The sequence below is a fragment of the Halovulum dunhuangense genome, assembly GCF_013093415.1.
Classification (GTDB): Bacteria; Pseudomonadota; Alphaproteobacteria; order Rhodobacterales; family Rhodobacteraceae; genus Halovulum; species Halovulum dunhuangense.
The window spans coordinates 134,814-155,140 of record NZ_JABFBC010000003.1 but is presented as its reverse complement, the minus strand read 5'-3'; the positions used below and the strand labels follow the sequence as shown (position 1 = coordinate 155,140).

General features: G+C 70.5%; 28 protein-coding genes. 6 read left to right on the top strand and 22 right to left on the bottom strand.

The features are described from left to right. Positions 1-7: 7 nt before the first annotated feature. From HMH01_RS15875 to fabD, 22 genes are all read right to left on the bottom strand, one after another. Positions 8-436: an NlpC/P60 family protein gene (locus HMH01_RS15875; RefSeq protein ID WP_171326770.1), complete on the bottom strand. Its 429-nt coding sequence runs from the start codon at positions 434-436 to the stop codon at positions 8-10. Next, a complete protein-coding gene (locus tag HMH01_RS15870; protein ID WP_171326769.1) occupies positions 426-1,337 on the bottom strand; it encodes a DUF2163 domain-containing protein in 912 nt (303 codons plus the stop codon). Before HMH01_RS15870 ends, HMH01_RS15875 begins: the two co-directional genes overlap by 11 nt. Further along, positions 1,334-1,966 (bottom strand): DUF2460 domain-containing protein, encoded by a 633-nt coding sequence (locus HMH01_RS15865; RefSeq protein WP_171326768.1) that lies wholly within the window; start codon positions 1,964-1,966, stop codon positions 1,334-1,336. Before HMH01_RS15865 ends, HMH01_RS15870 begins: the two co-directional genes overlap by 4 nt. An 8-nt stretch (positions 1,967-1,974) precedes the next feature. Continuing rightward, on the bottom strand, positions 1,975-2,625 hold the full coding sequence (locus HMH01_RS15860) for a phage tail tape measure protein (RefSeq protein WP_171326767.1): 651 nt from the start codon (positions 2,623-2,625) through the stop codon (positions 1,975-1,977). Then, complete coding sequence (locus HMH01_RS15855; protein ID WP_171326766.1) at positions 2,612-2,824, bottom strand: rcc01693 family protein; 213 nt, start codon at positions 2,822-2,824, stop codon at positions 2,612-2,614. Before HMH01_RS15855 ends, HMH01_RS15860 begins: the two co-directional genes overlap by 14 nt. After that, on the bottom strand, positions 2,821-3,126 hold the full coding sequence (locus tag HMH01_RS15850; RefSeq protein ID WP_171326765.1) for a GTA-gp10 family protein: 306 nt from the start codon (positions 3,124-3,126) through the stop codon (positions 2,821-2,823). The genes HMH01_RS15855 and HMH01_RS15850 overlap by 4 nt, the downstream gene beginning before the upstream one ends. After that, positions 3,126-3,539 (bottom strand): phage major tail protein, TP901-1 family, encoded by a 414-nt coding sequence (locus HMH01_RS15845; protein WP_171326764.1) that lies wholly within the window; start codon positions 3,537-3,539, stop codon positions 3,126-3,128. Before HMH01_RS15845 ends, HMH01_RS15850 begins: the two co-directional genes overlap by 1 nt. 43 nt (positions 3,540-3,582) lie before the next feature. After that, entirely contained in the window at positions 3,583-4,005 is a 423-nt protein-coding gene (locus tag HMH01_RS15840) for a DUF3168 domain-containing protein (protein ID WP_171326763.1), read from the bottom strand. Further along, the gene (locus HMH01_RS15835; RefSeq protein ID WP_171326762.1) at positions 4,002-4,340 is read right to left on the bottom strand and encodes a head-tail adaptor protein; all 339 of its coding nucleotides are present in this window, start codon (positions 4,338-4,340) and stop codon (positions 4,002-4,004) included. The genes HMH01_RS15840 and HMH01_RS15835 overlap by 4 nt, the downstream gene beginning before the upstream one ends. After that, a complete protein-coding gene (locus tag HMH01_RS15830) occupies positions 4,337-4,927 on the bottom strand; it encodes a head-tail connector protein (RefSeq protein WP_171326761.1) in 591 nt (196 codons plus the stop codon). Before HMH01_RS15830 ends, HMH01_RS15835 begins: the two co-directional genes overlap by 4 nt. A gap of 13 nt (positions 4,928-4,940) precedes the next feature. After that, positions 4,941-5,231, bottom strand: coding sequence for a phage fiber-tail adaptor protein (locus HMH01_RS15825; RefSeq protein WP_171326760.1), 291 nt, complete (start codon positions 5,229-5,231; stop codon positions 4,941-4,943). A 74-nt stretch (positions 5,232-5,305) separates the two neighbouring features. Next, the gene (locus HMH01_RS15820; RefSeq protein WP_171326759.1) at positions 5,306-6,496 is read right to left on the bottom strand and encodes a phage major capsid protein; all 1,191 of its coding nucleotides are present in this window, start codon (positions 6,494-6,496) and stop codon (positions 5,306-5,308) included. 45 nt (positions 6,497-6,541) lie between these two features. Next, positions 6,542-7,090, bottom strand: a complete 549-nt coding sequence (locus HMH01_RS15815; protein WP_246237450.1) for an HK97 family phage prohead protease — start codon at positions 7,088-7,090, stop codon at positions 6,542-6,544. Between the two features lie 11 nt (positions 7,091-7,101). After that, positions 7,102-7,347, bottom strand: coding sequence for a GTA head formation protein, RCAP_rcc01685 family (locus tag HMH01_RS15810; protein WP_171326758.1), 246 nt, complete (start codon positions 7,345-7,347; stop codon positions 7,102-7,104). Continuing rightward, positions 7,344-8,522: a phage portal protein gene (locus HMH01_RS15805; RefSeq protein WP_171326757.1), complete on the bottom strand. Its 1,179-nt coding sequence runs from the start codon at positions 8,520-8,522 to the stop codon at positions 7,344-7,346. The genes HMH01_RS15810 and HMH01_RS15805 overlap by 4 nt, the downstream gene beginning before the upstream one ends. Positions 8,523-8,567: 45 nt before the next feature. Continuing rightward, positions 8,568-9,926, bottom strand: coding sequence for a DNA-packaging protein (locus HMH01_RS15800; RefSeq protein WP_171326756.1), 1,359 nt, complete (start codon positions 9,924-9,926; stop codon positions 8,568-8,570). Then, on the bottom strand, positions 9,853-10,182 hold the full coding sequence (locus HMH01_RS15795; RefSeq protein ID WP_171326755.1) for a hypothetical protein: 330 nt from the start codon (positions 10,180-10,182) through the stop codon (positions 9,853-9,855). Before HMH01_RS15795 ends, HMH01_RS15800 begins: the two co-directional genes overlap by 74 nt. Before the next feature lie 186 nt (positions 10,183-10,368). Then, the gene (mltG, locus tag HMH01_RS15790; protein WP_171326754.1) at positions 10,369-11,526 is read right to left on the bottom strand and encodes an endolytic transglycosylase MltG; all 1,158 of its coding nucleotides are present in this window, start codon (positions 11,524-11,526) and stop codon (positions 10,369-10,371) included. Positions 11,527-11,548: 22 nt separating this feature from the next. Further along, positions 11,549-12,805, bottom strand: a complete 1,257-nt coding sequence (fabF, locus tag HMH01_RS15785; RefSeq protein WP_171326753.1) for a beta-ketoacyl-ACP synthase II — start codon at positions 12,803-12,805, stop codon at positions 11,549-11,551. A gap of 169 nt (positions 12,806-12,974) precedes the next feature. Next, positions 12,975-13,208: an acyl carrier protein gene (locus tag HMH01_RS15780; RefSeq protein WP_171326752.1), complete on the bottom strand. Its 234-nt coding sequence runs from the start codon at positions 13,206-13,208 to the stop codon at positions 12,975-12,977. Positions 13,209-13,437: 229 nt separating this feature from the next. After that, positions 13,438-14,175: a 3-oxoacyl-ACP reductase FabG gene (gene fabG, locus HMH01_RS15775; RefSeq protein ID WP_171326751.1), complete on the bottom strand. Its 738-nt coding sequence runs from the start codon at positions 14,173-14,175 to the stop codon at positions 13,438-13,440. Beyond that, entirely contained in the window at positions 14,175-15,110 is a 936-nt protein-coding gene (fabD, locus tag HMH01_RS15770; RefSeq protein WP_171326750.1) for an ACP S-malonyltransferase, read from the bottom strand. Before fabD ends, fabG begins: the two co-directional genes overlap by 1 nt. A gap of 203 nt (positions 15,111-15,313) precedes the next feature. Here fabD and rpsF point away from each other — a divergent pair, with 203 nt between their 5' ends. From rpsF to alr, 6 genes are all read left to right on the top strand, one after another. Beyond that, a complete protein-coding gene (gene rpsF, locus HMH01_RS15765) occupies positions 15,314-15,757 on the top strand; it encodes a 30S ribosomal protein S6 (protein WP_171326821.1) in 444 nt (147 codons plus the stop codon). Positions 15,758-15,774: 17 nt separating this feature from the next. After that, positions 15,775-16,002, top strand: a complete 228-nt coding sequence (gene rpsR / locus HMH01_RS15760) for a 30S ribosomal protein S18 (protein WP_171326749.1) — start codon at positions 15,775-15,777, stop codon at positions 16,000-16,002. 12 nt (positions 16,003-16,014) lie between these two features. Further along, positions 16,015-16,641, top strand: a complete 627-nt coding sequence (gene rplI, locus HMH01_RS15755) for a 50S ribosomal protein L9 (RefSeq protein WP_171326748.1) — start codon at positions 16,015-16,017, stop codon at positions 16,639-16,641. Positions 16,642-16,805: 164 nt separating this feature from the next. Further along, positions 16,806-18,284: a replicative DNA helicase gene (locus HMH01_RS15750; protein WP_171326747.1), complete on the top strand. Its 1,479-nt coding sequence runs from the start codon at positions 16,806-16,808 to the stop codon at positions 18,282-18,284. Between the two features lie 63 nt (positions 18,285-18,347). Continuing rightward, positions 18,348-19,193: an EamA family transporter gene (locus HMH01_RS15745; RefSeq protein ID WP_171326746.1), complete on the top strand. Its 846-nt coding sequence runs from the start codon at positions 18,348-18,350 to the stop codon at positions 19,191-19,193. 69 nt (positions 19,194-19,262) lie between these two features. Further along, positions 19,263-20,312, top strand: coding sequence for an alanine racemase (gene alr, locus HMH01_RS15740; RefSeq protein ID WP_171326745.1), 1,050 nt, complete (start codon positions 19,263-19,265; stop codon positions 20,310-20,312). The last annotated feature ends 15 nt before the right edge of the window (positions 20,313-20,327 follow it).

The window sequence follows — 20,327 nt, the reverse complement described above, 5'->3', positions numbered from 1 at the left end:
AAATCGGTCAGGGAAATCGAAAGGTCGCGGCGATCTTCGCGGCCCAGGCGGCACCCAGCGGGGACTCGACCACGCCCCGCCCGCTATAGGCATGGATAAAGGACGCCTCGCCCGCCGCGGTCGAGGCAAGGATCCCCAGATGCTTGGCCACGGCACCCCGCCGCATCCGGAACAGCAGCACGTCGCCCGGCACCGCCTCGGCCAGCCGCACCGGGCGCAGATGCCGCGCCGCCGCAACGAGCAGCCGCTCCGCGCCCTCGGGCTCCGACCAGTCCGGCGTATAGGCCGGCACCGGCTCCGGCTCCGCGCCATAGCGCGCGCGCCAGACGCCGCGCAGCAGCCCCAGGCAATCGCAGCCCGCCCCGCGCAGGCTCGCCTGGTGGCGATAGGGCGTGCCCAGCCAGCCGCGCGCGATGTCCACGATGTCATCCTGCATGGCCGTCCTCCTGCCAATGGGTCGGCCCGCCGTCATGCACGTCCCCGGCGCGCGGATAGGCCATCACCCAGTCCTCGCCCGGCATGTGCGGAAAGCCCCTGAAATTCAGCGCGTTTGCAAACCGGTCGCGACAGGTCTCGAAGCGCTTGTCGCACCCCGCGACCACCCGCAGCCGGTCCCCCGGCGCAACCTCGGCCTTGGCCTCGGACCACAGCACCAGCCGGCGCAGCACCCCCTCGCCCCGATCCTCGCGCACGACCGCCGCAAGCCCGGCATTGGCCCCGCTCAGCCATTCCAGCGCCCCGCCCCGGAACCAGCCCGGCGCATGGGCGGCATCCTCGGCGATCAGCACCGCGCCCCGCGTGATTGCCTGCACCACCTCCGCCTCGCGCATCAGCGCAGGCAGGCCCACATCCACCCCGCAGCGCGCGTCGCCCAGCACCCGGTCGCAACCGCGCAGATAGGCACGGCCCAGCGGCTGGTTCAGCCGCTCCGCCAGCCCCCGCAACTCCGCCTCGAAAGCCCCGCCCACGACCCGGATCTCGCCCAGACCGCCGCGGAACTGCTCGACCCGCGCCCGGGGATCGCTCCAGTCCACCAGCCACAGCCGCACCTCGGCGCCGTCGAACCGCCCCGCCAGGACATCCGCCTCGGACACCCGGTCCGAACGCAGCGCGCCCACCGCCTGCGCATTGTCCACGCTCAGCCCCGCCGACCGCTCCAGCGCGCCCGCATCCAGCCCGGCCCCCGCCTCGAACACCAGACCGCCGAACGCCAGGTCGCGGTCGTGATCGGTGAAGCCCAGCCGCAGCCCGTCGCGCCGCGCGATCTCCCAGCAGCGGGCAAGCGTCGCAAGCCCCGCGCGCTGACGGGCGCGGAACAGGCCCGCATCCCCGCTCATTCGCGCACCTCGATCACCGGCACCGAAGGGATTTCGCCGGCCGAGAAACTGGCCACGCTCGCCTCGATCCGGTCGGTGTCGAAGCGTACCGGCACGTCGAACTCGTAGCCCGCCGTGACCGGCGCCCCCAGCCCTGGCGCCACCGCGAAGCTGACCACGCCGGTCAGCGCATCGACGGTGAAATGCACGCCCTCCGCCCGCTCGTCGCCGCCCACCGCGACCCGCACCGTGCCCGCCACCGGCTTGGTGATGGGCCGCGCATAGCTTTCCCCGCCCGAGCGATAGGTCTTGAGCAGCTGGAAATCCGTCCGCGCCCCGTCGCCCGCGCCCAGGGGCTGGTCGGGCGGCCCCACCCGGTCCGACGGCAGGCAGGACTTCCAGTCGCTCCAGTCCTTCCAGCGGAACCCGTGCAACTGGCCTGCGCGGGCCTCGAAGAAGCCGATCAGCGCCGCCAGATCGTCGAGCGAGCGCATCCCCATCCCCGCATCGAAGCGCCTGCGCGAATGCGCCCAGGGGGTAGAGCGTTCCTCCGCCCCGTTCGACAGCGTCACGATTTCCGTGCGCCGCTCAGGCCCGCCGACAGAGCCGAAGGACAGTGACGCCGGAAACCTCACGTCGTGAAAACCCATCTTGTCCCTCACTGGTTGCGGCGGCCCTGGCCCAGCGCCCGGCCAAGCTCTGCCGCGATCTGGCTCCGCGAGCGGCGGAACCCCTCGACATCGGGGGTGGAGATGTTGACCACCACCTGCACCGGCCGCCCACCGCCGCCCGCGCGCACGCCCAGCCGCCCGTCAGGCCCGCGCGCCAGCGGCATGATCGCCTCCGGCCCCGCCTCGCCCATCAGGCCCACGCGCCCGCCGCGCATGGGAAACCGCGTCGGCCCGTCGATCACCCCGCCCGAGGCAAAGGCCCGCACCTGCCCGGACGAGAACGCGGCCCCCTTCGCAAAGGCGCCACCGAACAGCCCGCCCAGCGCGCCCCCCAGCGCGTCCTGCACCGGGCGCATGGCGGCCGTCAGCACGCCGTTGGTCAGCCCGCGCCCGACGCCCGTCAGCACCTCAGACAGCCGCGCCCCGTCGAAGATCAGGTCGTTGACCGCCCCCTTCAGACTGCTGCCGAAGGTGCGCGCCAGGCTCCCCGCCTCGGCGCCCGCGCCGCGCATCGACCCGGCCGCCTCCTCCATTTCGGCGCGGAACGCCGCCGTCACCGCTTCGGTCCCGCCGATGGTGCCTTCCAGCGCCATCAGCGTTTCCTCCAGCCGCGCCACCGCCTGCTCAGCCTCCGTCATGCCGTTCTCCTCTCGATCCGTCGGGATAGATCCGCGCAAGCGCATCGAGCCCCGCGCGCGTCATCGCGCCCGCGCCCCCAGCGCCACCGCCCGCCATCAGCATCAGCTCCGCCGGCGTCAGCGCCCAGAACGCGTCCGGCGCCAGCCCCAGCTCGACCAGCCCCAGCCGCATCAGCCGCGGCCAGTCCACGCCGCTCATGGGCTGCCCGGCACGGCAAAGGTCACGGCCAGAAGCCGCGCCCCCGCCCGCGCCGCCGCCATCGGGCCGCCGCCGATCCGCGCCTCGGCCAGCGCCGCGCGCTCCATGCCCAGCCCCGCCGCCAATAGCGCCAGCAGATCCGAGGCGGAAAACCGCCCCGCCTCGAACCGCTCGGCCAGCGCGACCAGCGATCCCTCGCCCAGTTCCGCCTCCAGCGCCGCCAGCGCGCCCAGGCTCAGCCGCATGACGCGCGCCTCGCCATCGACCTCCAGCGCCACCTCGCCGCGATAGGGATTGACCATCACAGCGCCGCGAAACTCAGCGCCCCCGCGGACGCCATGGCCATCTCGTAGACCGCCTCGCCGTCGTGGTTGCCCGAATACTCGATCGAGGTGATCTGGAACGGCCCCTCCACGATGCCGAAATCGGGGATGATCACCTGGAACTGCGGGATGATCCCGTCGAAAAAGATCTGCCGCGCCCGCTCGTCGGTGTCCTGGTCGCGGAACACGCCCGACCCGCTGATCGCGGCGGACCGCACCCCGGTCCCGCCCAGAAGCTCGCGCCAGCCGCCCGCGCTTTGCAGGTTGGTCACGTCCACCGTCTCGGCGTTGAAGGCGATGCGCGAGGCGCGCAGCCCCGCCACCGTCTCGAAACTGCCCGATCCGTTCATGTCGATCTTGATAAGCAGATCCCTGCCCTTTTGCGCCACCATGGCCCCGCCCCTTTCGTTTCAGATGTCCTGTTCGGAGAACCGCTCAAAAGTCCTGTTCCAGAACCGCGCGAAAGCGCAGCTCCACCCGGCGCGGGCCAGTGCCCCGGCCCCGCTCGGCGCGGATATGAAGCATCCGCAGATCGACCAGGTGCCCCTGCGACAACACCAGCGGCACGCTCAGAAGCGCGTCGCACACCGCCGCCGCCGCCGCCTTCGGCCGCGAGAAGCCTTCGGTCCGCGCATGCACCGTCACCGCGAAGTCATGCACCGCCCCCACGCTCGTCTTGGTGGACGCGTCGCGCACCCGCTCCTCGCCCAGCGTGACCAGCAGGGGCGGCTCGGATCCCGGCTCCAGCGGGGGCGGCGCGTCGTGGATCGCGCCGCCCACCAGTTCCTGCAACGCGGCATCCCCCGTCAGCCGGGCATAGACCGCCGCCTGCAAGGCTTCCGACAGGGCGTAGCTCATGCCGGTCTCCCTTCTTCCGCCAGGCAGGTCAGGTAGCGCCCGCGCGGCCCGGTCTCGGCCACCGATTGCAGCACATAGACCCGCAGCCCCTCGCGTAGCCGGTCGCCCGGCCTCGGCCGACGGGGCGATGCCACCGGCACGCCGCGCAGCGTGATGCGCCAGCCCTGCACGCCCAGCACCTGGCCGCCCTCAGCAATCCGCGCGCCGCCCCTCGGCGCCATCTCGGCCCAGAGCGTGCCACGCATCGCCCAACTCACGTCCCAGCCGCCCATCCCGTCGGGGATACGCTCGGGCGCTTCCAGCACCAGCCGGCGCCACATCCGCGCGGCGCTCACAGCAGGTCTCCCAGCAGGCGCACGGTGCGGTAGCGCTCGATCAGCGCCAGCACCCCGAAGGACATGGTCGCCGGAGCCCCGTAACCAGCCGCGCGCGCCTCGTGATTCTCGGCCGCCAGCAGCATCACCGCCTGCGCCAAGTCCGCCGGCAGGTCCGACCAGTGCGGTCCGAACCCGGCCAGGAACCGCAGTCGCGCCCGCCCGCCCAGGGGGATGCGCGGCAACGGATCGCCACGCAGCTCCGGCCGGTAGATATCCCGGTGCAGCCGATAGCGCCCCGGCTCCACCACCTCGACGCCGCCCGCACGGTCGACCAGCGCCAGCTCGCTTACCGCGCTCACGGGTCCCACCGGCAGGCCCTGCCGCTCCTCCGAGAACCAGTGCGCCACCTCCCATTCGCAGTCCCGCTCCAGCAGCGCCTTGCCGATGCGCCCCTCGATCGCGGCCATCGCCGCGCGCAGGCAGAAGGCCAGCGCCGCATCCTCCGCCCCGTCATCGGCAAAGCCCGATCCCAGCCGCAGATGCGCCGCCAGATCGGCCACCGGCAGCGCCGCCGTCTCCGGCGCACTCAGTTCCCGCAGGTTCATCGCGCGTCCCCCCTCAGGCCGCGATGCGCAGCACGATGGCCCGCTCCAGCATCCGGCCCGTGTTGGTCGCCGCCCGCGCGCACAGCATGTAGAAACGCCCCGGCACGCCCGACCGCACCCGCGCATGCGAGGCGCGGTCGTCGAAGCTCTGGCACGCGATCACCGGGTCGCCCAGGTCGCCTGCGGGCATGATCGACCAGCCCAGGTCGGCATCCACATACTCGCCCGGCTCCAGGTAGCCCTGGCGCCAGTCGATGCAGGCCTCGGCCTCGGCCCCGGCCGCCTTCATCAGATAGCCACTCATGCGCGTCTCCCGCTCTGGAAAGGAAAAGGGCGCCCCCACAGGGACGCCCCGGATCACTGCCTGGCTCAGGCCCGTCAGGCGGTGGCGAATTTCAGCAGCTTGATCGCCGCGAAATCGCTGACATCGCCGCCGATGCGCTTGGTCGCGTAGAACAGCACATGGGGCTTGGCGCTGAAGGGATCGCGCAGGATGCGCAGGTCCGGCCGCTCGGCGATGGTGTAGCCCGCGCCGAAATCGCCGAAGGCGATGGCGGTCGCACCCGCCGCGATATCGGGCATGTCCTCGACGATCAGCACCGGATAGCCCATCAGCCGCGCAGGCTCGCCCGCGGCCAGCCCGTCCGACCACAGGAAGCGGCCATCCGCGTCCTTCATCTTGCGCACGGCGCCCGCGGTCTTCGAGTTCATCACGAAATTCGCCCGCGCCCGGTAGCGCGCGCCCAGGCTGTAGACCAGGTCCACGATCGCATCCGCGGGCTCCGTGGCCGAGAAGTCGCCCGCGGCCCCGGTCGCCACATAGCCCAGCGCCCCCCAGGTCCACGAGCCGTTGTCCACCGCCGTGTAGCTCAGGAAGCCCGTGGGCTTGTCCACCCCGTCGCCGTTGACAAAGGCGCCGCCTTCGGCACGGGCGAACTTGTCGCCGATACGCTCGGCCAGCCAGCCCTCCACGTCGAAGGCGCTGTCGTCCAGCAGCCGCTGGCTTGCCTTGGGCAGCGCCGACAGCTCGTGCAGCGGGATCGAGATGCGCTCGATCTGCGGCGTCGCGGTCTCGCCGGTGGCCCCGGTCTCGCTGGCCCAGCCAGAGCCGATATCGGTATGGTCCACCAGCACGTCATAGGCCGAGGCCTCGACCTGCACCACATTGGCCACCGCCCGCAGCGAACCCGCGTCGCGCAGCACGCCGGCGATGCCCAGCGCGGTCTGCGGATCGACCAGGTATCCGCCTTCCGCGGAAACCGAGGTGTTCATCGCCTTGCCCTCGATCTCCAGGTGGCGCAGCCCGTCATCATCGCCCGATCGCAGATAGGCGGCAAAGGCCTTCTTGTGGGGCACTTCGATTTCCGCCTGGGCGGACAGCGGCGGCCGCTTGGCGGCATGGGTCTTACGGTCGAGCATGGTCAAACGCTGATCCTGTTCCTTGAGTTGCATCTTGATGTCGTCGCGAAATGCCTTGAAATCGCTCAGAAAGCCGGAAACGGCCGACTTCACGTCCAGCGCCTCGCCAGCCGCGGCAGCGGCCCAGGGCGCCGTATCCTTGTGGTGCATGGGAAAGATCCTCGATGAAGGGTTGATCGTCTGGCAATGCGGGCCTCAGCCCATCAGCGCCCGCGCCTGCGCAAAGCTGTCGGCCAGCTCGCGCGCCAGCGCCTCGTCCGAGGCGTCGGCGGTGCTGACCCGCGCCTGCGGCAGCATCGGAAAGGTCACCACCGACACTTCCCACAACTCGATTTCCAGAAGCGCGCGCCCCCCCGCCTCGTCGCGGGCGGCGCGCAGGGTCCGGTAGCCGATCGACAGCCCGTCGATGGCGCCCGCCTCGATCAGCGCCAGCGCCTCGCGGCCCGCCTGCACCTCCGACAGGATGCGGCCCCGCACGAACAGGCCGCGCGCATCCTCGCGGATTTCCTCCCAGACGCCGATGGGCCGCGCGGGATCGTGCTGCCAGAGCATCTTCACCCGCCGCCCGTCGCGCGCCAGCGCCCGCAGGCTGCCGGCATAGGCGCCGGGCCGCACCGTGTCGCCGCCCTGGTCGGGCACCCCGAACAGGCTGGCATAGCCCTCGATGGCGCAGTCGCGCAGCGCCAGCCCCTCCCCGCCGCTGAACTTGGTCTCCAGCGGCGGGGCCTGCATGTATCCGCTCATCACGGGCTCCCTCATTGTGTCATGGTCAGAAAGCGCAGCGCCACCTCGGCGGCCAGGAACCCGGCCAGCCCCGTGGCCGCCAGCCACATCCGCCGCTCCACCCGGTCCAGCGCGATCTCGATGTGATGCAGCCGCCGCTCCAGGTTGATCCAGCGCTCCTCCGTGACCCGCTCATGGGTCTCGATCCGCGCCGCGTTCACGTCGAACGGCTCGTACAGGAACCGCGAGCCGCCGACCCGTCCCGCGCGCCCGCTCATGCCGGGTCCGCCAGCCGCGGCAGCCCCAGCAGGGCGCGCTTCTCGGCGTCCGTCAGGAACCCCGCCTCGCTCACCCGCCGCCACTGCGCCTCGCGCTCGGCGGCCAGCGCCGGGATGCCGTCCAGGTCCGCCCGCAGGCACAGCCCCGCGCCGTAACGCTCCGGCAGCCAGCCGTTCAGCGCCGCCAGCGTCTTGCCGATCAGGGGCAGCACGGTCAGCCGGTAGAAGGCGCGGTTCGCCTCCTGGTAGTTCGCGTAGGTGTTGTCGCCCGGAAAGCCCAGCAGCATCGGCGGCACCCCGAAGGCGAGTGCGATCTCCCGCGCCGCCGCGTCCTTGGTCTTGTGAAATTCCATGTCCGAGGGCGAGAAGCCCATCGGCTTCCAGTCGAGCCCGCCCTCCAGCAGCATCGGCCGACCCGCATTGCGCGCGCCCTGGTGGTGCGTCTCAAGCTCGTCGCGCAGCCGCGCGTACTGGTCCGCGCCCAGCTGCCCCAGCCCGTCCGCCCCCTTGTAGACGATCGCGCCCGAGGGCCGCGCCGCGTTGTCCAGCAGCGCCTTGGACCAGCGCGCGGCCGCGTTGTGCACATCCACCGCCACGGCCGCCGCCTGCATCGGGCTCAGCCCGTAATGGTCGTCCTGCGGATGGAACGCCCGCACATGCAGGATGGGCGGCACCCCCTCGCGCATGGCAAACACCTGCTTGCGCCCGCCCACCGCGTATTCATAGGCCACCGGCCAGCCATCCGCCCCCGGCACCACCCGCATGCGGTCGGATCGCAGCACATGCAGCTCGGCAGGCCCCCCCGCCAGCGTCTCGCCCGCCGCCTCCAGGTAGCCGTCCCCGGTCAGCAGCAGCTGGCCGAACAGCGCCTCGAACAGCGCCGCCCGCCCCTGCGCCGGGTTGGGCCGCTCCAGCAGGCCCAACAAGGGGTGCGCCTCGTAGCGCCGGTCGGCATCCTGCAGCAGCACCGGCACCGCGGCGGCGGCCTCGGCGATCATCTTCACGCAGCGGAACCCCACCGGGTTCTGCACGAAACCCGTCCGCGTCAGCGACGCGGCGTCGCGCGGGCTCCAGGCCGCGCGCCCGCCCGCATGCATCGCCACCACCGTGGCCGCCGCCGACGCCTTCTTCTCGGCCACGTCCGCAGACGCCGCCCGAAACAGCTTGAAACCCATGCGCTCCCGCTCCTGATCTGTGGTGAAAAGCCCGGCCGCCCGCGCTCAGAGCGGGCGCACCCGCGGCGCGACGTAGTCGCTGGCGGGGCGGATCATCAGCTCGTGCAGCGCCCAGACCAGCGCATCCAGCCGGTCCGGGCTGCCGCGGCCCGCATAGCCCGCCCGCGTCATCTGGCTCATCTGATCCTCAAGCTTCGGGAACGCGCCGACATGGCGCACCCGCCCCTGCTCATACAGCGCCGCCACCGGCTCGGCCCGCGCGCCCTTGGACTGGCTCGCGTTCACCTCGACGATCCGCACGAAGGGATCGATCCCCCGGATCACCGCGCCGACCAGCTTGCCGCCCTGGTTGACCTCGGCCACCAGCGCATCGGCCCCGTGCTCGCCCAGCTTGCGCAGCGCGCGGCCCGCCCATTCCGTCGGCCCCACCCCGCCCAGGCTCGCATCCTCCAGCACATAGGCCGTCCAGTCCTGCGGCTTGCCCTTGCAGACGACGCCCGCGACCACGATGCCGCATTCGTCACCCCCCGCCCGGTCCCCCACGGAGGGGTCCACCGCCACCACGATCCGGTCCAGCGCCGGCGCCTCGGCCACCCGCGCCGCGTCCAGCCCATCCAGCGACCAGAACGCACCCTCGGTGTCGGTCAGCATCTCGCCGTCCAGCTCCTGCCGGCCCAGCCGCGTGCCGCGATAGCGCGCGGTGATCTTTTCCAGGAACGTCTCCGCCAGGTACAGCCGGTTGGCCTCGGTGGGGGCCGCGGTCCGCACCGTGTCGGCATCGTCCAGCAGCCGGCGCAGCAGCGGCGTCGCCCGCGGCGTCGTCGTCACCACCTGCCGCGGATCGTCGCCCAGCCGCAGGCAGAACTGAAGCATGTCCCAGGTCTCCTCGGCACGCTTCCACTTGGCCAGCTCGTCGCACCAGGCCGCATCGAATTGCGGCCCCCGCAGCGCCTCCGGGTCCGAGGCCGAATAGCACTTCGCCTCCGCCCCGTTGGCCCAGACCAGCCGCCGCCGCGTCGCCTGCCACTCGGGCCGCCGGTCGGGCGGCGAACAGGCCAGGATCCCGCTGTCGCCCATCACCATCACGTCCCGCGCCTGGTCATAGGTTTCGCCCACCAGCGCCACCCGCCGCGCCCGGCCCGGCGCCTCCGGCGTGGCCCCCTCCACCTGCGCCCGGACCCATTCCGCCCCGGTGCGCGTCTTGCCCGCGCCGCGCCCGCCCAGCACGACCCAGGTCGTCCAGTCGCCCTCGGGCGGCAGCTGGTGATCGGCATGGGCCCAGTGCTCGAACAGGAACGGCAACGCCAGCAGGGCGTTCTCGCTCAGCCCCTCAAGGAAGCTCTCGATCTCCTCCGCGCTCGCCGATCCAAGCAAGTCTTTGACGGATCTCGGCGCGCGCCGCATCGAGGTCGAGCCGGCGGGACGCCGCGTTTGTGCCATATGTGCCAAGGGAACCCTCAAGTTCGAATACCGTCTGAAGCTGCTTGATATGCGCGCGGTACAGCTCCTGCCGGTGCCGCGCGTCACTGCCGTTTTCCTCGTCGGTCTCCAGCTTCCGGACCGACGCCTGTAACGCCTTGAAAAGGGATGCGTAGACCTCGCGCGCCTGTTCCAGGCGCAGCGCCGTCGCCGCGTCGCCGTCGGGCGGACGCACTGTCATGGGGATGCCTGCTCGTTATCGGTGGGGATCGGCCGGCCGGCCCGTCACGGACGGCACGGCATGAAAAAGGGCGGCGCCGCTTTCGCGGCCCGCCCTCGGATGTGTCCCAGTATGCGCTTAGCTATACCTCAGGGCGCGCGCTGAGTCAAGCACTATACCCTGAGCTGCACAGGCAGCGCGCGCTGCTCACTGCCCGTTCTGCAACCGCCGGTAATTCGCGACGTTGCGGTTGTGCTCCTCCAGCGTCTCGGCAAAGGCATGCCCGCCGGTCCCGTCCGCCACGAAATAGATGAAGTTCGACGCCTCCGGGCTTGCCGCCGCCTCAAGCGAGGCGCGGCCCGGATTGGCGATCGGCCCCGGCGGCAGGCCGTCCACCTGGTAGGTGTTGTACTCCACCGCCCCATGCTCGCGGCTCTCCGTCACGCCGTCGATGTCGCTGCGCCGGATCGGCCGGTCGAACACCGACTGCCCGCGGGTGATGCCGTAGATGATCGTCGGATCCGTCTGAAGCCGCATGCCGCGGTTCAGCCGGTTCACGAACACCGCCGCCACCGTGCCCCGCTCCTGCGGCACCCCCGTCTCCTTCTCGATGATGGATGCCAGCACCAGCAATTCCTCGGGCGTGTCGATCGGCAGGCCGGCGTCGCGCCCCTCCCAGGCCGCCGCGATCCGTGCCTCCTGCGCCGCGCGCATCTGCGCGACCAGCGCCGCCCGGTCCGCCCCTTCGTTGAACGCATAGGTATCGGGCGCCAGCATCCCCTCGGAGGGTACCTCCGTGATCTCGCCCTCCATGACCGGGATCGCGCGCAGGCCCTCGATCACCTGGAACACCGTCAGCCCCTCGGACACGCTCACCCGGAAAGCGACCGACTGGCCGTCCTCCTCCAGCGCCGTGACCCGCTCGAGCGCGTCCTCCAGCGTCTCCGGCTGCTCCTGCGGCGCCTCGGCCAGCAGGTCGCGCAGCCGCAGCCCCACCCCGCCATTGTTGATCGTGAACGTCGCCTCGAACCGCGCCGCCGCCGCCGTGCCGCTGGTCAGCTGGTCCAGGATCTCCACCATCGAGGCCCCGGCCGGGATCCGGTAAAGCCCGAATTTCAGCTCGTCGTCCTGGCCGGTGTAGCGCGCGCCGATGCGGAACACGGTCTCGTTGCGGATGGCGCCCGCCTCGGTCAGCGCCTGCGTGACGCGCGCAAGGTTCGCCCCCCGCGGCACCTCGACCACCGCCGCCTCGGCCAGCGGGCCGGGCCCGTTGAAGGTGTCGTTGCCCCATTTCAGCAGGCCAAGCACGACCACCAGACCCAGGATCAGGAATGTCAGCGCATTCGCCGCGATATGCCGTGCCATGCCGCCTTTCTTCGCCACCGTCTCAGACCCGCGTCAGGACCAGCGCCGCGTTGGTCCCGCCGAACCCGAAGGAGTTCGACATCGCCACGTCGATCCGCCGCTCCCGCGCCGCGTTGGGCGCCAGATCGATCGGCGTCTCCACCGCCGGGTTGTCCAGGTTGATCGTCGGCGGCGCGACCTGGTCGCGCAGCGCCAGCACGCAGAAGATCGCCTCGACCGCGCCCGCGGCCCCCAGCAGATGCCCGATCGAGGATTTGGTCGAGGACATCGTCACCTTGGCCGCCGCATTGCCCAGAAGCCGCTCGACCGCGCCCAGCTCGATCGTGTCCGCCATCGTGGACGTGCCATGCGCGTTGACATAGTCCACCGCATCCGGCGCCAGCCCCGCGCGCTTCAGCGCCGCCCGCATCGCGCGCATCCCGCCATCGCCATCCTCCGACGGCGCCGTGATGTGATAGGCGTCGCCAGACAGGCCGTAACCCGTCACCTCGGCATAGATCTTCGCGCCGCGCTTCTTCGCGTGCTCGTATTCCTCCAGCACCACCACGCCCGCGCCCTCGCCCATGACAAAGCCGTCACGGTCCTTGTCCCAGGGGCGCGAGGCGTGCTGCGGATCGTCCCGCCGCTGGGTCGAAAGCGCCTTGCAGGCGTTGAAACCGGCGATGCCCAGCTCGCAGATCGAGGCTTCGGCCCCGCCCGCCACCATCACGTCCGCATCGTCCAGCGCGATCAGCCGCGCCGCGTCGCCGATGGCATGGGCGCCGGTCGCGCAGGCCGTCACCACCGAATGGTTCGGCCCCTTGAACCCGTAGCGGATCGACACCTGCCCCGAGGCCAGGTTGATCAGCGCCGAGGGAATGAAGAACGGAGAGATCCGCCGCGGCCCACGCTCCTTCAGCGTGATCGAGGCGTCATAGATCGTCTGCAACCCCCCGATGCCCGAACCGATGATGACCCCGGTGCGCAGCAACTCCTCCTCGTCCGAAGGCGCCCAGCCCGCGTCGCGCACCGCCATGTCGGCGGCGGCCATGCCGAACAGGATGAAATTGTCGATCTTCTTGGCATCCTTCGCGGACACCCAGTCCTCGGGATTGAAGGTGCCGTCCGACCCGTCGCCATAGGGTACCTGGCAGGCATAGTTGGTCGGCAGGTGGCTCGCGTCGAAATGGGTGATCGTCCCGGCCGCGGATCGCCCTTCCAGCAGGCGCTTCCAGCTTTCCTCGACCCCGCACGCCAGGGGCGACACCATGCCCAGGCCCGTCACGACGACACGACGCATCCGCATTCCTTTCCCACACCAGTCACGCGCGCATGATTAACGCGCCGCCGCCACCCGGGCAAGACATCCGCCCTGCGGCCGCGTTTGCGGCGGAAACCGCCCGCCACCCTTTCAGATACGAAAAAGGCGCCACGAGGGCGCCTTGATCTTGCCGGTCATCGCGCGTCGCTCAGGAGGCGCCTTCGATGAATTTCACGGCATCGCCGAAGGTCTGGATCGTCTCGGCAGCGTCATCGGGGATCTCGATGCCGAATTCCTCTTCGAACGCCATGACCAGTTCGACGGTGTCGAGGCTGTCCGCGCCCAGATCGTCGATGAACGAAGCGGATTCGGTCACCTTTTCCGCATCGACGCTCAGGTGCTCGACGACAATTTTCTTCACGCGTTCTGCGACGTCGCTCATGATTAAGTCCTCATATGTTGGCCCGACTTCGCGTGCCTTCTTGTTCGGTCCCAGATGCGGCGCTGTTGCCGCGTGGTTCGTGGTCCTGCCCAACGCAGACAGTGCCGCGAGACAGCCCCCCCGGCAACACGGGGGCGCTATATCACACTCCCGTGGGATGGCAAACGCTAATGCATCCGCCGCGCGACGGGCCCGGCGGGCCGTTGCGCGCCCGCCATCCCGCGGGGCCTCAGATCATCGCCATGCCGCCATTGACGTGCAGCGTCTGCCCGGTGACGTAGGCCGCCTCCTCCGAGGCCAGATACACTGCCGCCGCCGCGATCTCTTCGGAATGGCCCATCCGCCCCGCCGGGATGCCGCCCAGAAGCTTTTCCTTCTGCGCGTCGTTCAGCGCGTCCGTCATCGCCGTGGTGATGAAACCCGGCGCGATGCAGTTCACCGTGATCCCCCGGCTCGCGACTTCGGCGGCCAGCGATTTCGACATGCCGACCATCCCCGCCTTCGACGCGGCATAGTTGCCCTGCCCCGGATTGCCCGTGGTGCCCACGATCGACGAGATGTTCACGATCCGGCCCCAGCGCGCCTTCATCATGCCGCGCAGCACGCCCCGGCACAGCCGGAAGGTCGAGGTCAGGTTGACCGCGATCACCGCGTCCCATTCCTCGTCGGACATGCGCATGAACAGGTTGTCGCGGGTCACGCCCGCATTGTTCACCAGGATATCCAGCCCGCCCATCGCGGCCACCGCCTGCTTCGGCAGCGCCTCGACCGCCTCGGCGTCGCCCAGGTTGCAGGGCAGCACATGCGCCCGCTCGCCCAGCTCGGCCGCCAGCTCCTCCAGCGGCGCCGTGCGCGTGCCCGACAGGGCGACCGTCGCGCCCTGCGCATGCAGCGCCCGCGCGATCGCGCCCCCGATCCCGCCCGAGGCGCCGGTCACCAGCGCCGTCTTTCCGTCAAGTCGAAACATCATGCCCCTCCGGTGAATGCCTTCGCGTCGGCCGCCGTGTTGACGGCCTTCGTGGCCGCCTCCTTCGCGATCCGCCGCACCATGCCGCTCAGCGCCTTGCCGGCGCCCACTTCAACGAATTCGTCCACGCCCTGCGCCGCCATCCAGGCCACGCTCTCGCGCCAGCGCACGGAACCCGTGACCTGCGCGATCAGGTTGGCGCGGATCGTGGCCGCATCGCCCACCGCCTCGGCGCAGACATTCTGCACCACCGGCACCGCAGGGTCGCGGATCTCGACATCGGCCAGCGCCCCGGCCATCACCTCGGCCGCCGGCGCCATCAGCGCGCAATGGAAAGGCGCGCTGACCGGCAGCAGCAGCGCGCGCTTCGCCCCCTTCGAGGGGGCCAGCGCCACCGCGCGTTCCACCGCCGCCTTCGTGCCGGAAATCACCACCTGCGCGGGATCGTTGTCGTTGGCGGCGTTCAGCACCTCGCCCTCCGCGGCCTCCTCGGCCAGCGCGCGCACCGCCGCCAGGTCCAGCCCCAGGATCGCCGCCATCGCCCCGGTGCCCACCGGCGTCGCCTGCTGCATCGCGCGCCCGCGGATCCGCAGAAGCCGCGCGGTGTCCGACAGGCTCAGCGCGCCCGCCGCGCACAGCGCCGAATACTCGCCCAGCGAATGCCCCGCGACGAAGGCCGCCGAAGTCACCGGCACGCCCTCGGCCTCCAGCGCGCGGATCGCGGCCATGGATGTGGCCATCAGCGCGGGCTGGGCGTTCTCGGTCAGGGTCAGCGTCTCGATGTCGCCCTCCCAGATCAGCGCCGACAGGCTTTCGCCCAGCGCCGCATCCACCTCGTCGAACACGGCGCGCGCCGCCGGATAGGCCTCGGCCAGGTCGCGCCCCATGCCGATGGTCTGCGCCCCCTGGCCGGGGAATAGAAATGCTCGGGCCATGCCCCCTCCCGCTTTCATCAGGTCCGCGCCCCCTCTAGCCCGCGCCTGCCTTCCCCGTCCAGACCCGTGCCGCGCGCGCTTGCAATCGCGCCGGGCTCTTGTATAAGGCCCCGTCTCCCCGAAACGGACGAACGCGCCGCCAATCGGACATGGCCCGGGGAGCATTCGGCCATGTGGTGAAGCGGCAAGCAATGGTGATACGCATGGCTCTATACGAGCACGTCTTCATTGCGCGTCAGGATCTTTCCAACGCGCAGGCCGAAGGGCTGATCGAGCATTTCGGCCAGGTGCTGTCCGACAACGGCGGCACGGTCAAGGATACCGAATACTGGGGCCTCAAGACGATGGCCTACAAGATCAACAAGAACCGCAAGGGGCATTACGCCTTCCTGCGCTCGGACGCGCCCTCGGCCGCCGTGCAGGAGATGGAGCGCCTGATGCGCCTCCATGACGACGTGATGCGCGTCATGACCATCAAGGTCGAGGCGCACGAGGAAGGCCCCTCCGTGGTTCTCCAGGCGAAGGCCGCCAAGGACGAGCGCGGCCGCGGCCGGGATCGTGGCGACCGCGGGGATCGTGGTGATCGCGGCGACCGCGGGGATCGTGGCGACCGTGGCGACCGTGGCGACCGTCCGCGGCGCGATTGATAAGGGAGCGACAAGCAATGGCAAACAAACCGTTTTTCCGCCGCCGCAAGTCCTGCCCCTTCTCGGGCGAGAACGCACCGGCCATCGACTACAAGGATGTGAAGCTGCTTCAGCGTTACATCTCCGAGCGGGGCAAGATCGTGCCCTCGCGCATCACCGCCGTCTCGGCGAAGAAGCAGCGTGAGCTGGCCCGCGCCATCAAGCGCGCCCGCTTCCTCGCCCTGCTGCCCTACGCCGTGAAGTAAGGGAGAGGGACAATGGAAGTCGTACTTCTCGAACGCGTCGCCAAGCTCGGCCAGATGGGGGATGTCGTCTCCGTCAAGCAGGGCTACGCGCGCAACTTCCTGCTGCCGCAGGGCAAGGCGCTTCGCGCGACCAAGGCGAACCTCGCCCGGTTCGAGGCCGAGCGCGCCCAGCTCGAGGCCCGCAACCTCGAGACCCGCAAGGAAGCCGAGGCGCTCGCCACCAAGCTGGACGGCCAGCGTTTCATCGTGATTCGCTCCGCCTCGGATGCCGGCGCGCTCTATGGCTCGGTGACCCCGCGCGACGTGGCCGATGCCGCCACCGCCGCCGGCTTCTCGGTCGACAAGGGCCAGGTCCGCATGGACCGCCCGATCAAGGAACTGGGCCTGCACGAGATCATCGTCATGCTGCACCCGGAAGTGGACGTCACCATCGTGGTGAACGTCGCCCGCTCGCAGGACGAGGCAGAGCTTCAGGCCACCGGCAAGACGATCCAGGACCTGCGCGCCGAGGCGGATGCCGAAGCCGAGTTCGACATCGCCGAGCTGTTCGACGAGGTGGGTGCCGCGGCGCAGGACGAGGGTGTCATCACCCCCGACCGCGACGTCCGCGACGAGGGCGACGACGACGATCGTTACTGATCGCGCGCCAGGAACATCGGAACGGCCCGCCGGCAGCGCCGCGCGGGCCGTTTTCGTCTCCGCCGCCCCCAAGGGCTCGGTTTTCCCCATGTTTCACATGCCGTGGATAACATGGCATCATGTTAACAGAGGCCTCCGCAAGAGAGAGCAGAACAGAGGGCAGCATGGCAGACGGCGTATCGGGGATGGACCCAGAGGTCCGCACCCATCCCCACAATATCGAGGCGGAACAGGCGCTTCTGGGCGCGCTTCTGGTCAACAACGAGGTCTATGACCGGATCGCCGGGATCGTGAACGATTCGCATTTCTACGATCCCGTCCACGCCCGCATCTTCCAGATCGCGGCCGCCCGCATCCAGAAGAACGCGCTCGCCTCCCCCGTCACGCTCAAGGCCTTCATGGAGGATGACGAGGGGCTGAAGGCGCTGGGCGGCCCGGCCTATCTGGCCCGTCTGGCGGGCGCCGCCATCTCGATCTTTGCCGCGCGCGACTACGCGCAGATGGTCTATGACCTGGCCGTGCGCCGCGCACTCATGGAAATCGGCGAGGAAATCTCCCTCAAGGCCGCAACCGTCACGCCAGACAGCGAACCCCGCGAACAGATCGTCGAGGCCGAGCAGCGGCTTTACAAGCTGGGCGAACAGGGCCATGCGGACAGCGGATTCCAGAGCTTTCTCAAGGCGGTAACGGACGCCGTCAACGTGGCCAACGCCGCCTATCAGCGCGATGGCGGGCTGGCCGGCGTCTCCACCGGGCTGATCGACCTGGACAAGAAGCTGGGCGGCCTGCACCCCTCGGACCTGCTGATCCTTGCCGGGCGCCCCTCGATGGGCAAGACGTCGCTTGCGACCAACATCGCCTTCAACATCGCCAAGGCCTTCAAGAAGGGCCGCAAGCCCGACGGGTCGGACGGTGCCGTGCAGGGCGGCGTCGTGGGCTTCTACAGCCTCGAGATGTCGGCCGAACAGCTGGCCGCGCGCATCCTGTCCGAGGCCGCGGAAGTCCCCTCCGAACAGATCCGCCGCGGCGACATGACCGAGGACGAGTTCCGCCGCTTCGTCGAGGCCGCCAAATCCCTCGAATCCTGCCCGCTCTTCATCGACGACACCCCCGCCCTGCCGATCAGCCAGCTTGCCGCCCGCGCCCGCAGGCTGAAACGCCAGCACGGGCTGGACGTGCTGATCGTCGACTATCTCCAGCTGGTGCGCCCCGCATCCGCCAAGGACAGCCGCGTGAACGAGGTGTCCGAGATCACCCAGGGCCTGAAGGCCATCGCGAAAGAGCTGAACATCCCGGTGATCGCGCTCTCCCAGCTCTCGCGCCAGGTGGAAAACCGCGAGGACAAGCGCCCGCAGCTGTCGGACCTGCGCGAGTCGGGCTCAATCGAGCAGGACGCCGACGTGGTGATGTTCGTGTTCCGCGAGGAATACTACAAGGAACGCGAGAAGCCCGGCGAGCACGACGTCGAGGCGATGATGAAATGGCAGGAGGAAATGAGCCGCCTGCACGGCAAGGCCGAGGTCATCATCGGCAAGCAGCGCCACGGCCCGATCGGCACCGTGGACCTGTCCTTCGAGGGCCGCTTCACCCGCTTCGGCAACCTTGTCAAATCCTACCAGGCCGGCGCCGGCGACTTCCAGTAGACCGCCGCCGCGCGCCCCGACCGCATCGCCCATGACCCAGACCATTCGCCCCGGCCGGCCCTGATGGAGGCGCATGTCTTCGCGCTGGTGCTGGTCGCCGCGGCCCTTCACGCGGGCTGGAACGCGGTGGTCAAGCTGGGCCTCGACCGGCTGCTGGCGATCACGCTGATCGCGGGCTCCGCCGGGCTGGTGGCGCTGCTCGCCCTGCCCTTCGCCCCCGTCCCGGACCCGGCCGCCTGGCCCTGGCTCCTGACCTCCATCGTCCTGCATGTCGGCTACAATGTCTGCCTCGTGCAGGCCTACCGGACCGGGGATTTCGGGCAGGTCTATCCCATCGCGCGCGGCACCGCACCGCTGATCGTGACGCTGGTGGCCGTGTTCCTGCTGGCCGAGACGCTGACGCCCGCGGCGCTTCTGGGCATCGCGCTTCTCGTGGGCGGGGTCTGGCTGATGTCGCTGCGCGGCGGGCGCGACCTTGCCCGGATGGACCGCAGCGCGCTGGGCTTCGCGCTGCTCACCTCGGCCTTCATCGCGGGCTACACGCTGACCGACGGACAGGGCGCGCGGGTCGCGGGTTCGGCGCATGGCTACACGATGTGGCTTTTCGCGCTCGACGGCCTTGCGATGGTGCTGCTGCTTCTCGCCCTGCGCGGCCGCCACGCCTTTGCCGTGCTGCGCCCCCACTGGAAGACCGGCCTTGGCGGCGGGGCGATGTCGCTCGGCGCCTACTGGATCGCGATCTGGGCGATGACCGAGGCGCCCATCGCGCTGGTCGCGGCGCTGCGCGAGTCGAGCGTGCTGTTCGCCGCCGCCATCTCGGTCGTGATCCTGCGCGAGCCGCTGACCCGCTGGCGCGCCGCCGCCGCACTTTCCATCGTGGCGGGCGTCGTGATGATGCGCCTTGGCTGAGGCCGCCTTCACATCCCCCGCCCGCCGGGGCAAGTTGGGGCAAACGGGCAGGACAAGGGGGACGGGCCGATGACGCGGGCGGTGCTGGCCATCGATCTCGATGCGATAGCCGAGAACTGGGCGGCGCTCGACGCGCGCAGCGCGGCCGACGTGGAAACCGCCGCCGTGGTCAAGGCCGACGGCTACGGGCTGGGCATCGGCCCGGTCGGCCGGCGGCTGCTGCGCGCCGGGGTGCGCCGCTTCTTCGTGGCGCAGATGGCCGAGGGCGTGGCGCTGCGCGCGGCCATAGGCGACGGCCCGCCCATCCATGTCTTCGCCGGCTACACCGGCGCCGACCGCGACGATGTCGAGAACGCCGCCCTCTCGCCGCTGCTCAACAGCCCCGAGCAGATCGCGGCCTTTTCGTCCGACCTCAAGGGCCGCCCCTGCGGGCTTCAGATCGACAGCGGCATGCACCGCCTCGGGCTAGCGCCCGAGGACGACGCCGCCTTCCGCGCGGCGCTCGACCGGCTCGACCCCGACCTGGTGATCAGCCACCTCGCCTGCGCCGACACGCCCGAGCACCCGATGAACGCGCGGCAACTGGAAACCTTTGCCCGCCGCACCCGGGGCATTCCCCGCGCGCGCCTGTCGCTGGCCGCGACCGGGGGCATCCTGATGGGCCCGGAGTATCACTTCGGCGTGACCCGCCCCGGCGTGGGTCTCTATGGCGGGCTGCCCTTCGCGGGCGCGCGCGGCGTGGTGCGCCTCGACCTTCCGGTCATCCAGGTCCGCGACGTGAGGCGCGGCGATGCCGTGGGCTACGGCGCCACATGGACCGCCCCCCGCCCCAGCCGCATCGCCACGCTGTCGGCGGGCTATGCCGACGGGCTGATCCGCGCCATCGGCGGGCGCGTCACGCTGTTTGCGGGCGACCGGCCGGTGCCATCCGTGGGCCGCGTGTCCATGGACCTGATGGCCGCCGACGTGACCGGCATCGACCCCGCCCCCGAGTTCCTGACCCTGATCGGCCCGGCGCAGGGCGTGGATGGCGTGGCGGCAGCCGCCGGCACGATCGGCTACGAGATCCTCACCGGTCTTGGCCATCGCTACGAACGCGTCTACAAGGGCGTGGACTGACCGAAGGACCGCCCG

What these genes read in the sequence shown, in the direction of transcription:
- HMH01_RS15875 (WP_171326770.1), bottom strand. Translation starts at nt 436, where the DNA reads ATGCAGGATGACATCGTGGACATCGCGCGCGGCTGGCTGGGCACGCCC.
- HMH01_RS15870 (WP_171326769.1), bottom strand. Translation starts at nt 1,337, where the DNA reads ATGAGCGGGGATGCGGGCCTGTTCCGCGCCCGTCAGCGCGCGGGGCTT.
- HMH01_RS15865 (WP_171326768.1), bottom strand. Translation starts at nt 1,966, where the DNA reads ATGGGTTTTCACGACGTGAGGTTTCCGGCGTCACTGTCCTTCGGCTCT.
- HMH01_RS15860 (WP_171326767.1), bottom strand. Translation starts at nt 2,625, where the DNA reads ATGACGGAGGCTGAGCAGGCGGTGGCGCGGCTGGAGGAAACGCTGATG.
- HMH01_RS15855 (WP_171326766.1), bottom strand. Translation starts at nt 2,824, where the DNA reads ATGAGCGGCGTGGACTGGCCGCGGCTGATGCGGCTGGGGCTGGTCGAG.
- HMH01_RS15850 (WP_171326765.1), bottom strand. Translation starts at nt 3,126, where the DNA reads ATGGTCAATCCCTATCGCGGCGAGGTGGCGCTGGAGGTCGATGGCGAG.
- HMH01_RS15845 (WP_171326764.1), bottom strand. Translation starts at nt 3,539, where the DNA reads ATGGTGGCGCAAAAGGGCAGGGATCTGCTTATCAAGATCGACATGAAC.
- HMH01_RS15840 (WP_171326763.1), bottom strand. Translation starts at nt 4,005, where the DNA reads ATGAGCTACGCCCTGTCGGAAGCCTTGCAGGCGGCGGTCTATGCCCGG.
- HMH01_RS15830 (WP_171326761.1), bottom strand. Translation starts at nt 4,927, where the DNA reads ATGAACCTGCGGGAACTGAGTGCGCCGGAGACGGCGGCGCTGCCGGTG.
- HMH01_RS15825 (WP_171326760.1), bottom strand. Translation starts at nt 5,231, where the DNA reads ATGAGTGGCTATCTGATGAAGGCGGCCGGGGCCGAGGCCGAGGCCTGC.
- HMH01_RS15820 (WP_171326759.1), bottom strand. Translation starts at nt 6,496, where the DNA reads ATGCACCACAAGGATACGGCGCCCTGGGCCGCTGCCGCGGCTGGCGAG.
- HMH01_RS15815 (WP_246237450.1), bottom strand. Translation starts at nt 7,090, where the DNA reads ATGAGCGGATACATGCAGGCCCCGCCGCTGGAGACCAAGTTCAGCGGC.
- HMH01_RS15810 (WP_171326758.1), bottom strand. Translation starts at nt 7,347, where the DNA reads ATGAGCGGGCGCGCGGGACGGGTCGGCGGCTCGCGGTTCCTGTACGAG.
- HMH01_RS15805 (WP_171326757.1), bottom strand. Translation starts at nt 8,522, where the DNA reads ATGGGTTTCAAGCTGTTTCGGGCGGCGTCTGCGGACGTGGCCGAGAAG.
- HMH01_RS15800 (WP_171326756.1), bottom strand. Translation starts at nt 9,926, where the DNA reads ATGCGGCGCGCGCCGAGATCCGTCAAAGACTTGCTTGGATCGGCGAGC.
- HMH01_RS15795 (WP_171326755.1), bottom strand. Translation starts at nt 10,182, where the DNA reads ATGACAGTGCGTCCGCCCGACGGCGACGCGGCGACGGCGCTGCGCCTG.
- mltG (WP_171326754.1), bottom strand. Translation starts at nt 11,526, where the DNA reads ATGGCACGGCATATCGCGGCGAATGCGCTGACATTCCTGATCCTGGGT.
- fabF (WP_171326753.1), bottom strand. Translation starts at nt 12,805, where the DNA reads ATGCGTCGTGTCGTCGTGACGGGCCTGGGCATGGTGTCGCCCCTGGCG.
- HMH01_RS15780 (WP_171326752.1), bottom strand. Translation starts at nt 13,208, where the DNA reads ATGAGCGACGTCGCAGAACGCGTGAAGAAAATTGTCGTCGAGCACCTG.
- fabG (WP_171326751.1), bottom strand. Translation starts at nt 14,175, where the DNA reads ATGTTTCGACTTGACGGAAAGACGGCGCTGGTGACCGGCGCCTCGGGC.
- fabD (WP_171326750.1), bottom strand. Translation starts at nt 15,110, where the DNA reads ATGGCCCGAGCATTTCTATTCCCCGGCCAGGGGGCGCAGACCATCGGC.
- rpsF (WP_171326821.1), top strand. Translation starts at nt 15,314, where the DNA reads ATGGCTCTATACGAGCACGTCTTCATTGCGCGTCAGGATCTTTCCAAC.
- rpsR (WP_171326749.1), top strand. Translation starts at nt 15,775, where the DNA reads ATGGCAAACAAACCGTTTTTCCGCCGCCGCAAGTCCTGCCCCTTCTCG.
- rplI (WP_171326748.1), top strand. Translation starts at nt 16,015, where the DNA reads ATGGAAGTCGTACTTCTCGAACGCGTCGCCAAGCTCGGCCAGATGGGG.
- HMH01_RS15750 (WP_171326747.1), top strand. Translation starts at nt 16,806, where the DNA reads ATGGCAGACGGCGTATCGGGGATGGACCCAGAGGTCCGCACCCATCCC.
- HMH01_RS15745 (WP_171326746.1), top strand. Translation starts at nt 18,348, where the DNA reads ATGGAGGCGCATGTCTTCGCGCTGGTGCTGGTCGCCGCGGCCCTTCAC.
- alr (WP_171326745.1), top strand. Translation starts at nt 19,263, where the DNA reads ATGACGCGGGCGGTGCTGGCCATCGATCTCGATGCGATAGCCGAGAAC.